This is a genomic window from Phyllobacterium sp. P5_D12 (genome assembly GCF_054049495.1).
Genome location: NZ_JBFUMG010000013.1, coordinates 1 through 13,600, shown reverse-complemented (window position 1 = coordinate 13,600; position 13,600 = coordinate 1). Strand labels below are relative to the sequence as shown.

Annotated in this window: 11 protein-coding genes; 6 read left to right on the top strand and 5 right to left on the bottom strand. The window is 59.9% G+C overall.

The genetic code is table 11. The features are described 5' to 3' along the window. Positions 1-168: 168 nt before the first annotated feature. Positions 169-2,211 carry an oxidoreductase gene (locus tag ACXJ5O_RS02195; protein ID WP_457298447.1) on the top strand — a complete coding sequence of 681 codons (2,043 nt, stop codon included), beginning with the start codon at positions 169-171 and terminating at the stop codon, positions 2,209-2,211. A gap of 195 nt (positions 2,212-2,406) precedes the next feature. On the opposite strand, the gene ACXJ5O_RS02190 is transcribed toward ACXJ5O_RS02195, so the two are convergent. From ACXJ5O_RS02190 to ACXJ5O_RS02170, 5 genes are all read right to left on the bottom strand, one after another. Then, positions 2,407-3,408, bottom strand: a complete 1,002-nt coding sequence (locus tag ACXJ5O_RS02190; RefSeq protein WP_457298446.1) for an ABC transporter substrate-binding protein — start codon at positions 3,406-3,408, stop codon at positions 2,407-2,409. Between the two features lie 141 nt (positions 3,409-3,549). After that, on the bottom strand, positions 3,550-5,136 hold the full coding sequence (locus ACXJ5O_RS02185; RefSeq protein ID WP_457298445.1) for a 5-guanidino-2-oxopentanoate decarboxylase: 1,587 nt from the start codon (positions 5,134-5,136) through the stop codon (positions 3,550-3,552). Then, positions 5,133-6,320, bottom strand: a complete 1,188-nt coding sequence (locus ACXJ5O_RS02180) for a pyridoxal phosphate-dependent aminotransferase (protein WP_457298458.1) — start codon at positions 6,318-6,320, stop codon at positions 5,133-5,135. Before ACXJ5O_RS02180 ends, ACXJ5O_RS02185 begins: the two co-directional genes overlap by 4 nt. Then, positions 6,320-6,982, bottom strand: a complete 663-nt coding sequence (locus tag ACXJ5O_RS02175; protein ID WP_457298444.1) for a TetR family transcriptional regulator C-terminal domain-containing protein — start codon at positions 6,980-6,982, stop codon at positions 6,320-6,322. The genes ACXJ5O_RS02180 and ACXJ5O_RS02175 overlap by 1 nt, the downstream gene beginning before the upstream one ends. Then, the gene (locus ACXJ5O_RS02170) at positions 6,979-7,848 is read right to left on the bottom strand and encodes a dimethylarginine dimethylaminohydrolase family protein (protein WP_457298443.1); all 870 of its coding nucleotides are present in this window, start codon (positions 7,846-7,848) and stop codon (positions 6,979-6,981) included. Before ACXJ5O_RS02170 ends, ACXJ5O_RS02175 begins: the two co-directional genes overlap by 4 nt. 174 nt (positions 7,849-8,022) lie before the next feature. Here ACXJ5O_RS02170 and ACXJ5O_RS02165 point away from each other — a divergent pair, with 174 nt between their 5' ends. From ACXJ5O_RS02165 to ACXJ5O_RS02145, 5 genes are all read left to right on the top strand, one after another. Further along, positions 8,023-8,841 carry an ABC transporter ATP-binding protein gene (locus ACXJ5O_RS02165; RefSeq protein ID WP_112529387.1) on the top strand — a complete coding sequence of 273 codons (819 nt, stop codon included), beginning with the start codon at positions 8,023-8,025 and terminating at the stop codon, positions 8,839-8,841. A gap of 59 nt (positions 8,842-8,900) precedes the next feature. Continuing rightward, a complete protein-coding gene (locus ACXJ5O_RS02160; RefSeq protein ID WP_457298442.1) occupies positions 8,901-9,683 on the top strand; it encodes a transporter substrate-binding domain-containing protein in 783 nt (260 codons plus the stop codon). A 121-nt stretch (positions 9,684-9,804) separates the two neighbouring features. Next, entirely contained in the window at positions 9,805-10,518 is a 714-nt protein-coding gene (locus ACXJ5O_RS02155) for an ABC transporter permease (RefSeq protein WP_112529413.1), read from the top strand. Next, positions 10,518-11,369 carry an ABC transporter permease gene (locus tag ACXJ5O_RS02150; RefSeq protein ID WP_457298441.1) on the top strand — a complete coding sequence of 284 codons (852 nt, stop codon included), beginning with the start codon at positions 10,518-10,520 and terminating at the stop codon, positions 11,367-11,369. Before ACXJ5O_RS02155 ends, ACXJ5O_RS02150 begins: the two co-directional genes overlap by 1 nt. 193 nt (positions 11,370-11,562) lie before the next feature. Further along, positions 11,563-13,566: a CocE/NonD family hydrolase gene (locus tag ACXJ5O_RS02145; RefSeq protein WP_457298440.1), complete on the top strand. Its 2,004-nt coding sequence runs from the start codon at positions 11,563-11,565 to the stop codon at positions 13,564-13,566. Positions 13,567-13,600: the final 34 nt, after the last annotated feature.

Genomic DNA, 13,600 nt, shown 5'->3' with positions numbered 1-13,600 from the left:
TGGGGATTGTCAAAGGATCAAGTACGTTACGGTAACAAGAGCGCCTCGAAAGTTTTGGCCGGAGACGGCTCCGTACCAGAACACGTCGCGGGGGAGAAACTCCATAGGTCGCGACAAGGTTAGGATCATTCCAGACTAAGGGAATCTGGACAAAGGGAATCTGGTCCATTGGCATCACATGACGATCCGCTGCTGCAGCCCTATCAGCTCAAACATCTGCGGCTCAAGAACCGCATCATGTCGACCAGTCACGAGCCTGCCTATTCGGAAGACGGCATGCCGAAGGAGCGCTACCGGCTCTATCACACCGAAAAGGCCAAGGGCGGTATCGCGCTGACGATGACGGCGGGGTCTGCGGTCGTCTCGCGCGAGTCGCCGCCTGCCTTCGGCAACCTCCATGCCTACAAGGACGAGATCGTGCCGTGGCTGCGCGAACTCAGCGATGATTGCCATGAGCACGGCGCTGCCGTGATGATCCAGCTGACGCATCTTGGCCGTCGCACAAGCTGGAACAAGGCTGACTGGCTGCCTGTGGTTTCGGCTTCCCCGATACGGGAGCCTGCGCACCGCGCCTTTCCGAAGGAAGCGGAGGAATGGGATATCGAGCGGATCATCGACGATTATGCCTCTGCAGCACAGCGTATGCAGGCGGCAGGGCTCGATGGCATCGAGTTCGAGGCCTATGGGCATCTGATGGATGGTTTCTGGTCGCCCGCCACCAATCATCGCGACGATGACTATGGCGGTTCGCTGGACAATCGGCTGCGCTTCATCTGGGCGGTGATCGATGCGGTGCGCAAATCGGTCGGACCGGATTTCATCGTCGGCATTCGCATGGTGGCGGACGAGGATTGGGAGCAGGGACTTTCGAAGGAAGAGGGCGTCGAGATCGCCCGGCGCATCGCGGCTTCCGGCAAGTTCGACTTCTTGAACATCATTCGTGGCCATATCGATACGGACGCGGCGCTGAACGAGGTTATCCCGATCCAGGGCATGCGGTCCGCGCCGCATCTCGATTTTGCCGGTGAAATTCGCCAGCTAACGAAATTCCCGACCTTTCACGCGGCGCGTATCGCCGACGTGGCGACAGCCCGCCACGCCGTGGCCGAAGGCAAGCTCGATATGGTCGGGATGACGCGCGCGCATCTCGCCGATCCGCATATCGTGCGCAAGATCATGGCGGGAGATGAACATCGCATCCGGCCCTGTGTCGGCGCCACCTATTGTCTCGACCGGATCTACGAGGGTGGCGAGGCGCTGTGCGTGCACAATGCCGCAACCGGGCGCGAGCAGACCATGCCGCATGTCATTGCGAAAGCGCAGACGCCGCGCAATGTGGTGGTTGTTGGTGCGGGTCCGGCAGGGCTTGAGGCTGCGCGCGTTGCCGCCGAGGGCGGGCACCGGGTCTCCGTGCTGGAGGCATCGGATCAGGCGGGCGGGCAGGTGCGGCTTGCATCGCAAAACCCGCGGCGCAAGGAGATGATCGGCATCGTCGATTGGCGCCTTGATGAACTCGAGCGCCTCGGCGTTTCACTGCGCTACAATGTCTGGGCGGAAGCCGGCGACGTGCTGGGGCTCGAGCCTGATGTCGTGGTTATCGCCACAGGCGGTCTGCCGCAAAACCCGCCATTGACGGCGGGCGATGATCTGGTGGTCTCAAGCTGGGATATTCTGGCAGGTGCCGTCAAGCCGGGCGAGAACGTGCTGCTCTACGACGACAATGGCGGGCACCAGGGCATGAGCGCGGCGGAAATGATCGCGCGGGCCGGTTCAAAGCTGGAACTTGTCAGTCCCGAACGGTTTTTCGCGCCGGAGATGGGCGGCATGAACCATGTGCCCTATATGCGCGCCTTTCAGGAAACGGGCGTGCGCGTGACGATCAACACGCGGCTTGTCAGCGTTACCCGCAACGGCAACCAGCTTGTCGCAACGCTCGGTTCGGATTTCGCGCCGGAGTATCGCGAGGAGCGCGTGGTCGATCAGGTGGTGGTCGAGCACGGCACTTTGCCGATCGATGATCTCTACCGCGAGTTGAAGCCATTGTCGCGCAATGGCGGCGCCGTGGACTACGACCGGCTGGTCAATGGCGGCGCGATCTTTCCCATACGGGGCGAGGGCAAGTTCGATCTGCTGCGGATCGGCGATGCCGTGCACGCCCGCAATATCCACGCGGCGATTTATGACGGGCTGAGATACGCGACACGGTTTTAGCGGGGCTATCTCCCCACTTGTGGGGGAGAAAGGATTTTCTTGGGTTTAGCCCTCGCTAAATCCTTAGAAAATCCAAGAGAGGGGATAGTGTAGAGAGTTTGAAATCCCCTCTCTGGCGATTTCTAGCACTTAGCTGAAGAAGCTAAGATGCTGAAATCGCTTTCTCTCCCACAAGGGGAGAGATGACCGGCATCGTTACTTGATTGCGGCCTTGATCTTTTCGGCAGCGTCTTCGCTGACCCATTTCGTCCAAACAGGCTCATTGTTCTTCAGGAAGTATTTCGCGCCGTCTTCCCCTGTCGCCTGATTGTCGGTCATCCAGGCCAGAAGCGTGTTGACAGTCTTGTTGTCCCACGAGCGGGCCTTGAGATAATCCATCGCAGGACCGGACGTTTCGCTGAATTTCTTGGTAACGACCGTATCGACTTCGGCGATTTMCCAATCGTTCTTCTTTGGGTCCGGGCAATCGGCAACCGTGTTGCAGCGCTTCCATTCGGCGGCATCGAATTTCGCGCCGTGGTCGAGCTTCACCATCGGATATTTGCCGAGGAGCGCAGTCGGCTCCCAATAATAGCCGATCCAGCCTTCCTTGCGCTCGTAGGCTTTTGCCAGCGCGCCATCAAGCCCGGCGGCAGAACCCGTATCGACGAGCGTGAAGCCCTTCTTTTCGGCATCATAGGCCTTGAAGAACTGTGTGGTTGCGACAGTGCCGCCCCAACCGGCAGGTCCGTTGAACACGGCGCCCTTGGAGGGATCCTCGGGTGCGGGGAAGAGTTCTGGATGCTTCAGCGCGTCATCGATGGTCTTGATGTCGGGATGAGCGTCGGCGAGATACTTCGGGATCCACCAGCCCTGTACACCTCCGTCGGAGAGCGACTTGGAGGCGTAGACGAGCTTGCCGTCGGCAACTGCCTTATCCATAATATCGCGCATGAAATCGACCCAGCCTTCAGGGGCAATATCGGGCTGGCCCTTTTCCGTCATGGAGGTCAGCGTCGGGATCGTGTCACCCTGAATGATTTCAGCCTGACAGCCATAGCCGGATTCGAGAATGATCTTGTCGAGATTGGCGAGTACTTCCGCCGACTGCCAGTTCATGCTGGCGATGGTGACGTTGCCGCACTCGGCAGCCGATGCACCGCCTGCGGCGCCGAGCAGCGCGAACGCCATGACGCCGCTCATCAATAATGCTTTCATCAGTGTTCCCTTGTTTTTGTTGGTGTGAAAAGGCTTTTCAACGATAGGCTTACGGCAGACAGGCAAGAAGCCCGGATGCGGCAAGGGCTTGATTTTTTGCGACGCCGCCATCAATTCTTGGGTAAGTTCCCGGGCACTGGACTAATCAAACAGTTTCTCATCGATTTCAATGAGATATGGCGTTCCGCTCGCCTTGGCTTCGAGCAAGGCGGCAGGCAGTTTTTCGAGATTGTCCAGACGCTTTGACGGAACGCCGTAAGCCTCCGCGATTTTCAGATAGTCGGGGGCTGATGGGCGTACGCCAACCGGGTCGATATCGACCTCGACCATGGCACGTTCGATTTCCTGATAGCCCTGATTGTTCCAGACAATGAAAATGACAGGCACACGCTCATCGACGGCCGCACCGAGTTCGCCGAGTACGAACTGGAAGCCGCCATCGCCGACGATGCAGATCGTCGATGTTTCCGGCTTTCCCAGCGCTGCGCCGATGGCGGCCGGCGGGCCAAAGCCAAGCGCACCGAACCCTGTGGCGGCATTGAAATATCCGCCGACGCGGTCATGGTCATAGTACAGATTGCCCGCATAGATGGCCTGCGTGGAATCGCCGACGATGAGCGAATCCGGCAGCGTGTCGCGCAAGGTATCGAGGAAGCGCACCATGCCTTGGTAGCGCGGGCCGATATGAGCCCATGCGGCGTCGCGCGTCTGCCTTGCGTGCTCCGCGCCTGAATTGCTGTTGCGGCGCTCGGGCAAGGCGGCCGCGAGTACCTCCACCGTTTCCTTTGCCGAGGCTTCGATCGGCATGAACGTCGGATGGCGGTCGAGCTGTCCCGCGTCGATATCGATGCGCACAAGCCGTTTCAGCTCAGGAAAACCACCATCGCCGTACATGTCGTAGTCTGTCGGGCCCATCTCCGTGCCTATCGCGATGACAAGATCGCTATTGCCTAGTAGTTCGCGGCAGGGCTTCAGACTGGGGCCGGCAGGTATGAGGAGGGGGTGCGCATGCATGATGCCGCGTGCATTGGTCGTCGCGATGACCGGCGCGTCGAGCTTTTCCGCCAGGGCCTGCAGGGCGCTGGCAGAAGCCCTGGCGCCGCCGCCGATCAGGATCACCGGCCGTTCAGCGCCGAGGCATAGACGCGTCAGTTCCGCCATGGTCTCAGTCGATGCGTGCGGGATCGGCGCATCGTAGGACAGGCGTTCCGCACCATCCAGTGGCAGCGCCATCACATCCAGCGGAATCTCGATATGGACGGGACCGGGACGGCGCGAGGCAAACAGGGCAAAGGCTCGGGCGAGAACGATGGGCAGCTCGTCGGGCTTCTCGATGCGATGCGAGAACATCGCGACAGTCTGCAGCATGGCGCGCTGATTGGGCAGTTCGTGCAGGAAACCCATGCCCTTGCCGAGCGAATCGYGCTGGTTGACGCCGGAGATGACCAGCATGGGGATCGAGTCGGCCCGGGCCTGGCCCATGGCGGTTATCGTATTGGTGATGCCCGGGCCGGTGATGACGAAAGCAACGCCGGGCCTACCGGTAGCTCGTGCATAGCCATCGGCCATGAAGCCCGCGCCCTGTTCATGGCGCGGCGTGATGTGGCGGATCCTCGAGCCGGCGAGGCCGCGATAGAGTTCGATGGTGTGCACGCCAGGAATGCCGAAAACCGTATCGACATCATAGGATTCGAGCAGGTGGACGAGGGCTTCACCAACAGTGGTCATGCGGATTTCCGTTGTTGCAGGCGCGATGCGAGGCGGATGATGCCGGCGCAGGCGTCGTCGATCTTGTCATCGGCAATGCTGAGGCTCATGCGAAGATAGCCGGCAAGGTTGTCGCCAAAGGATTCGCCCGGCATGACCGCCACGAGCTCCTCTTCGAGAAGGCGCATGGCGAACTCCTGGCCGGACAGACCGGTGGCGCGAATATCGGCAAGAATGAACATGCCGGCATGCGGGATTTTGGCAACGATGCCCGCCTGGCCATCCAGACGCTCCGAAATGCGCTGGGCGCGGCGCAGAAAGCTCTCGCGCATCGTGGCCGCCGCGGTGGATGGGCGGCTGAGAGCATAGGCCGTCATGTCGGCAATGAAGGGCTGTCCGCCGAAAAGCATGGATTCGGACAGCGGCAGCAGGCGCTCCGTAAATTCATGCGGGGCGATGCACCAGCCGCTGCGGAAACCCGGCGCGGCATGTGATTTCGAGATGGAGGCCACGGCAATGGTGCGATCGGCAAGCTCCGCCCGGTCCAGCGGCGACGCGAACGTGCCGTTGTAGATCATCAGTTCATAAACTTCATCGGACACGATCCAGAGATTGTGCCTGATGCAGACCTCGCCGATTTCGGCTATCTCCGCGGCGCTGAGTACGGCGCCTGTCGGATTGTGCGGCGTGTTGAGCAGGAGAACCTTCGACCGAGGCGTGATGACCTTTTCAAGGTCTGCGGCCTGCATGCGGAAACCTTTTTCGGGCCGCAGCGGGACGGAAACACGCGTCGCGCCGGTTGCACGTACAACGCCGTCATAGGTCGCGTAGAGCGGATCGCCGGTGATGATCTCGTCGCCTTCCTCGGCAAGTCCCATCATGACCATCGACAGGGCAGTTTGCGTGCCGGAGAAACACATGATGTTTTCCGGACCAATCTGGCGTCCCGTGCGTGCGGTGTATTTCGCCGAAAGCGCGGCAAGCAAAGCCGGTTCGCCGCGACCGCTGGAATAGCCGGTGCGGCCAGCGCGCATCGCCCGTTCGGCGACGTCTATCATGTCGGTCGGCGTCGGAATGTCAGGCTCACCGATGGTCAATTCGATGATCTCGTGTCCCGCCTGCTTCATTTGGCGAGCGCGGAAATGGACAGCCCATTTGTCGGATCCGAGTCCGGCGAGACGGTCGGTGACAGACGCATAGCGCATCATATCGCGCCTCCTTTTTCAGGATTGAGAGAAATTGCAAGAACGGCTTCGATAGCGGCTATACCGGTCTCGGCCAACTCTCCTTCAGCAAAAATATCACCCGCAAGACAACCTTCAAGCCATAGCCCGTCGATAATCGCGTTGACGGCGATGGCGTGGCGGCGGGTATGCATTGGCTCAGCCGGCTTGCCCGCGGCCAGCAACGCTTCGCGGATGAGCGCTTCCAGCTCGTCGCGGAAACCAAGATAGCCGTCGCGGTGCGCCAAAGCCATGGCGGGATCAGCGTGAACCATGCCAATGAATCCCGCCCACAGGGAGAGATTGTTGGGGTCCATGATGGGCTGACCGAGGTTGGCCTTCACGAAAGCATTGAGACGGTCACGCGGATCATCGGCCGCACTCTTCAGCGCATCGCTTGCCTGAACGGTCATGCGGTTCATGACGGCGCGATAGGCAGCGCCGATAAGATCGTCCTTGGCCGGAAAGTAATAGCGGATGAGACCAGCGGTCACATCGGCGCGCAGAGCGATCTCGCGCACAGTCGCGCCGGCAAGGCCGCGCTCAGCCACACATTCGAGCGTCGCCGCGATCAGATCCTCGCGGCGCTTGTCTTCGCCCTCGCGGCGGAAGCTCTTGCGTGTGGTAGAGCGGGACTCCGTCATTGGCGCCAGACGGGCCGGGTCAGGCAGGTGGGGCCGCCCTCGCAGGCAATGCACAGGGCATCGGCCTCGAATGTGGTGACCGTGCAGCCCGCGGCTTCCATGGCGGCCTTGGTCTTTTCAAAACCGGCGACGGCGATCACCTCGTAAGGGGCAGTCGGCAAAACATTCAGGTTAAGCCCGTTGCTCGCGGCGAACTCTTCTTCCGGTGCCACGACGAGGCGGATGCCGCGCTCCTTCAGGAGCTGGTAGAAGGCGGCAGGCAGCAGTGGCAGGTGCACCAGCGCCAGATCCTCGGCCAATGGGGAAATGATCGACATCAGATGCAGGCAGGCCTCTTCGCCATGCCAGAGCGGCAGATCGAAGCCAAGGACAGTGATGCCGAGAGGCTTCAGGATGGCTGAGAGCTGTTCGATGCCGGACTGATTGGTGCGGACACCGCGCCCGACCGCCAAGGTATTGCTATCGACCCATACGCAATCGCCGCCTTCGACGGTGCCCGGCGCTTCGATGCGGCCAAGAACAGGGACATCCATCTCGCGGTAGGTTTCATGATGCAAATCGGGCTCATCGAGGCGCAGGTTCTTGCCCATGCGCAGGAGGATGGCACCTTTATCGGTGACGAGCGAGGGATCATGGGTGAATATCGAATCCGAGAGCGCATCATTGCCATCGCGTATCCAGGTAATGTCGGCACCGGACCGGGCGACAAGATCGGCGAAGACCTTGTGCTGTTCGGACGCCCGGCGCGGATCGAACTGCGGGCCATAGTGCCAGACGTCACGCTCGGCACCGGCCATGACCCTGTCCGGCATGCGCATTATGACGCGTTTCAAGGGAAGGGCCATCGACTGCGAACCGAATGTCATGTTTTGGGGGTGCTCTCGAAAAATTGCTGGTCCGTGTATTTATACGCTTGCATAATTAGAGCGCAAGTGGTGTGATGGGCTAAATTCGGGCAATCAAGACCCCTGCTGACAAAAGAGGCGGATCGAATAACTGATGATTGAGCAAGCACGACAGCTATGCGCGGGAATCCCGGAATGACGGCGAATGTAGCCGTTGCGGCGGACCCTCTCCAACCGGGCGCGGCTGAACAGGCTGAAGCTATCCACATCGAGAACCTGCACAAGCGGTTCGGCGCGCTTGAAGTGCTCAAAGGCGTTTCCATGTCCGCCAAGGACGGCGATGTCGTCGCTATGATCGGCGGCAGTGGCTCGGGCAAGTCGACGTTCCTGCGCTGCATCAATTTCCTTGAAAATCCCACCAGCGGCGTCATTCGCATCAATGGCGAAGATGTCAAAATGGTCAGTGACGGCCATGGCGGCCAGGTTCCGGCCAATCGCCGCCAGATCGAGCGCATTCGCAGCCGGCTCGGCATGGTATTCCAGAATTTCAACCTGTGGCAGCACATGACGCTGATCCAGAATGTCATCGAGGTGCCCGTGCACGTGCTTGGCATGAAGCGCGACGAAGCGATGGCCATCGGCGAGCAGCTTCTCGAGCGCGTAGGTCTTTCCGCCAAGCGCGATGTCTATCCCGCCTATATGTCCGGTGGACAGCAGCAGCGGGGTGCAATTGCGCGGGCGCTGGCCATCCAGCCGCGTGTGATGCTGTTCGACGAGCCAACCTCGGCGCTCGACCCTGAGCTTGTCGGCGAGGTCCTGAAGGTCATAGCCGACCTCGCGAAAGAGGGCCGGACGATGTTGCTGGTCACCCACGAGATGAAGTTCGCCCGTGAAGTGGCGAGCCATGTGATGTACCTGCACAATGGAATCGTCGAGGAGGAAGGGCCTCCGGAACAACTATTCGGATCGCCAAAATCTGAACGTTTGAAGCAGTTTATCCGAACTGTTTCATAAGTGACTAAAAGCAATACAGGGAGCAACCCTGGGGAACAGTTGAACCAATGGAGATGAGAATGAAGTCTTTTCTGAAAACAACGGCAGCAGCCGTTGTGCTTGTGGTTGCCGGCCTTGGCGCAGCCAATGCCGAGCAGGTCAAGGTTGGCATTGCCGCCGAACCCTATCCGCCTTTCGCGGCGCCCGATGCATCCGGCAAATGGCAGGGCTGGGAAATCGACATCACCATGGCAATGTGCGAGGCGGCCAAGCTTGATTGCGTCATCACGCCGGTTTCGTGGGACGGTATCATTCCGGCGCTGACGACGAAGAAGATCGACATCATTGCAGCTTCGATGTCGATCACCGCGGAACGCGAGAAGACGATCGATTTTTCGGACAAGTACTACAATACCCCGACGTTGATTCTCGGCTCCAAGGAAGAGAAGATGGACGCGACACCCGAAGGTCTGAAGGGCAAGATCCTTGGCGTGCAGGTTTCGACCGTGCACCAGGCCTACGCGAAGAAGCATTTCGCTGACACTGCGGCCGAGATCAAGGAATATCAGACTCAGGATGAGGCCAACCAGGATCTGGCAGCCGGACGTATCGACGCCACCCAGGCCGATGGACTGGCGCTGCAAACCTTTGCTGACACCCCTGAAGGCAAGGCTTGCTGCGACATCAAGGGCAAGGTCGCCGACGATCTGGAGATCCTCGGACCGGGCGTTGGCGTTGGCCTACGCAAGGGCGACACAGCGATGAAGGAAAAGTTCAACGCGGCGATCAAAGAAATCAGGGCCAACGGGAAGTATGACGAAATTTCGAAGAAGTACTTCACCATCGACATGTATGGCGGCTGATTGAGTTTGGGCCGGCGTTGGGTTTCCAACTCCGGCCTTTTTATTGTTCGAAACCTGCATTTGACGCTGAATCGAGGACGGCTTGGCCGACGCATCGATTATACCCGCCGGAATTACCGGCATGTTCGATCTTCTATCTCCTGTTGCGCCAGGGTGGGGTGCCAATCTCTTGCGCGGGCTGGTGCGGTCGCTGCAGATCGCTTTCGGCGCGTTCGGCATGGGCCTGATAATCGGAACATTCGGCTCATACGCGAAACTCTATGGCGGTCCGATCGCACGCGATCTGGCGGCAATCTATACGACGCTGGTGCGGGCAATTCCCGAGCTGGTGATGATTATCCTGCTTTATTACGCGGGAACGGACCTGATCAATCGTATCCTTGAGGGGATGGGGTATCAGCGTGTCGATATCAGCGGCCTCGTTGCCGGTATCGTGGTGCTGGGATTTGTCCAGGGCGCCTATGCGACGGAAGTGCTGCGCGGCGCTATCAAGGCCATTCCGCAAGGCGAGATCGAAGCGGCGAGGGCCTACGGCATGTCGCCTGTGCTGATGATGCGCCGCATCACGCTGCCGGCCATGCTGCCGCACGCGTTGCCCGGACTTGCCAATCTCTGGCTCATTTCGACGAAGGACACAGCGCTGCTGGCAGTCGTTGGCTTCAGCGAACTGACATTGGAAACGCGCCAGGCTGCCGGGACGACAAAAGCCTATATGACGTTCTACCTCGCAGCCGGCGCGCTCTATCTGTTCGTTACATTGTTTTCCAGTGTCATTCTGGAATCGGTTGAGAAACGGGCGCGGCGCGGCATGCCTTCGGTGAAGGAGGCGCGGTAATGTCTAACGCACTTGGCGAAACCGAAATTGAAGTTCCGATAGAGACCTTTCCTATTCACAAGGAAAAGGACGCAAGCAGTCTGGCAAGCAAGCTGCCGCCGCATCGCATCGTGCTCATTCTTATCGGCATCGCGCTTGTCGCTTCGGCGGCGTTGTTCATGCGTTGGGATTGGCTGCCGCAATATGGCGGTCTGATCTTGCAGGGTCTGTGGCGGACGATCTGGATACTGGTCGTGACGGTCGTCCTTGGTTTCCTGCTGGCGGTGCCGCTTGGTCTGGCGCAAGCTTCCGGCCCGGCGTTCCTGGCCATTCCGGCGCGTGCGTTCTGCACTGTCATTCGCGGTACCCCGCTGCTCGTCCAGCTTTGGCTGCTCTATTACGGCCTCGGGTCGCTGTTTCCGCAATATCCCTGGATCCGGGGTTCGGAGCTTTGGCCTTACCTGCGGCAGGCGTGGCCCTATGCTGTCCTTGCCCTGACGCTGTCTTACGCCGGTTATGAGGGCGAAGTGATGCGCGGGGCCTTTGCAGGTGTTCCCAAGGGGCAGCTGGAGTCGGCGCGCGCTTTCGGCATGCCGCGCTTCACGATCTTCCGCCGTATCTGGCTGCCGCAAGCCATTCACAGGGCGCTGCCGACGCTGGCGGGCGAAGCCGTGCTGCAGCTGAAATCGACACCTTTGGTCGCGACCATCACTGTCGTCGATCTATACTCGGTTGCATCGCGCGTCAGGCAGGACACGTTTCTTACCTACGAACCGCTGCTTTTGCTGGCGGCGGGCTATCTCGTGATCACGGGTATCATCGTCATGCTGTTCCGGCGCGTGGAGAGATTGATACCGTCGAAGCTTGGTTGAGCGTTTTCTGGTCGTGGCGCAAATGACGGGACTTATGTCGCAAGTGTTAGAGGCGTGTCGTTGAGCAGATGCGCATAGTGTGGGCAAAAGGAACACCTCGCAAAAGACGAGAAAATGGGACGCGTATCACCGGCGGTGCAAAGCCGGTGAGCATTCGCCATTTTCCGACTCTTTGACGAGGCGAAGGGTGATAATGCGGACAGTCGAGACTTTTCAGCATAATATCCACGAGCACGCCGATATGGGCATCATCCTGCCTGACGGCTGCCGGCTTTCGGCGAGAGTCTGGATGCCAGACGGTGCCGAGCAGACCCCGGTTCCTGCAATTCTCGAATTTCTCCCTTATCGCAAACGCGACGGCACCACCGCGCGGGACAACCTCACTCATCCCTATTTCGCTGGCCATGGGTACGCCTGCCTGCGCGTTGACATGCGCGGCAATGGCGATTCCGAAGGGCTGATGGAGGATGAGTATTCCGAGCAGGAACTCGCCGACGCCTGCGAGGTGATCAAATGGATAGCCGAACAGCCTTGGTCGACCGGGAAGGTCGGCATGATGGGCATATCCTGGGGCGGCTTCAACTCGCTGCAGGTGGCGGCGCTGCAACCGGAAGCGCTGAAGGCGATCATCACGCTCTGCTCGACCGATGACCGCTATGCCGACGATATTCACTACAAGGGCGGCCTGCTGCTGAACGAAAATCTCGGCTGGGGCGCAACCATGCTCGCCTATTCGTCGCGCGCGCCGGACCCGGCACTCGCTGGCGAGAAATGGCGCGATATGTGGCTCGATCGGCTCGACAACGAGCCCTTCCTGCCAGCAGTCTGGCTCAACCATCAGACGCGCGACGCCTATTGGCAGCGCGGTTCGGTCTGCGAGGACTTTTCGGCGATCAAGGCGGCGACACTCGCCGTGGGCGGCTGGGGCGATGCCTACAAGAACGCCGTACCGCGGCTGATGGCGGGCATCACCGCGCCGGTCAAGGGCATCATCGGTCCCTGGGTGCACAAATATCCGCATTTCGCCGTGCCGGAACCGCGCATCGGCTTCCTGCAGGAGGCGCTGCGCTGGTGGGATCGCTGGCTCAAGGATATCGATACCGGTGTCGAGAACGATCCGGCCTATCGCGGTTATCTGATGGATTCGGTGCGTCCTAAAAGCTGGTACACGGAACGTCCGGGTCATTGGATTGCAGAACAGGAATGGCCATCCAAAACGATTGCGCCCGAAGTGCTGCGTCTGCAGGCCGACAAATCTCTCGCGTCAAAGGCATCTGACGGCTTTTCCCATCTCGTGGCGTCGCCGCAGGATTGCGGCATGATGGGCGGCGAATATTGCGCGATCTGGCTTGGACCGGAAATGCCCGGCGACCAGCGCCGCGACGATGCGCTGTCGGTTTGCTACGACACGGTTCTGGACGAGCCGATCGATATTGTCGGTGCGCCGGAGATCAAATTGACACTGTCGAGCGACAAGCCGGTTGCCATGGTTGCGGTGCGGCTTTGCGATGTGCATCCGGATGGCGCGTCGACGCGCATCACCTATGGTGTATTCAATCTCTGCCATCGCAATGGGCACGACAAGGCGGAGCCGCTTGTTCCCGGAGAAGCGATTGGCACCAGCTTCAAGCTGGACGATATCGCCTATCGCATGCCGGCCGGGCACACATTGCGGGTGGCCGTCTCGTCGTCCTATTGGCCGATGGTCTGGCCCTCGCCGGAAAATGTCAGCTTGACGATAGAGGGCGGGCAGATCAGCGTTCCTTCGCGGGAACCGGCGACAGGTGACGAATGGAGCTTTCCGGAGCCGGAAGCCGCGTCGCCGTGGCAGCTTGAAACCTTGCGCACCGGCGGCAACAGCCGGTCGATCGAACATGATCAGGTCACAGGCAAGATCAGCCTGGTGATTGAAGATGATTTCGGCGAAGCGCGGGACAAGGATCACGGACTGATCCATGGCGGCGTTGCGCGCGAGCGCTGGGAAATCAACGCAGACGATCCGCTTTCCGCCTATGGCGAGACCCATTGGACCGAAGTTTCGGGGCGCGACAACTGGCGCATCCGCACCGAAACATTCACGACGATGCGGTCTGACAAGCACAATTTCTATCTGACCGGGCGCATCGAAGCATACGAGAATGACAATGCGGTGTTCGAGCGAGATTTTAGCGAGACGATTGCACGCAATCACATCTGATTTTGAACGCTGCATCTGCAGCGTTGTCTTAAAT

What these genes read in the sequence shown, in the direction of transcription:
- ACXJ5O_RS02180 (WP_457298458.1), bottom strand. Translation starts at nt 6,320, where the DNA reads ATGCGCTATGCGTCTGTCACCGACCGTCTCGCCGGACTCGGATCCGAC.
- ACXJ5O_RS02175 (WP_457298444.1), bottom strand. Translation starts at nt 6,982, where the DNA reads ATGACGGAGTCCCGCTCTACCACACGCAAGAGCTTCCGCCGCGAGGGC.
- ACXJ5O_RS02170 (WP_457298443.1), bottom strand. Translation starts at nt 7,848, where the DNA reads ATGACATTCGGTTCGCAGTCGATGGCCCTTCCCTTGAAACGCGTCATA.
- ACXJ5O_RS02165 (WP_112529387.1), top strand. Translation starts at nt 8,023, where the DNA reads ATGACGGCGAATGTAGCCGTTGCGGCGGACCCTCTCCAACCGGGCGCG.
- ACXJ5O_RS02160 (WP_457298442.1), top strand. Translation starts at nt 8,901, where the DNA reads ATGAAGTCTTTTCTGAAAACAACGGCAGCAGCCGTTGTGCTTGTGGTT.
- ACXJ5O_RS02155 (WP_112529413.1), top strand. Translation starts at nt 9,805, where the DNA reads ATGTTCGATCTTCTATCTCCTGTTGCGCCAGGGTGGGGTGCCAATCTC.
- ACXJ5O_RS02150 (WP_457298441.1), top strand. Translation starts at nt 10,518, where the DNA reads ATGTCTAACGCACTTGGCGAAACCGAAATTGAAGTTCCGATAGAGACC.
- ACXJ5O_RS02145 (WP_457298440.1), top strand. Translation starts at nt 11,563, where the DNA reads ATGCGGACAGTCGAGACTTTTCAGCATAATATCCACGAGCACGCCGAT.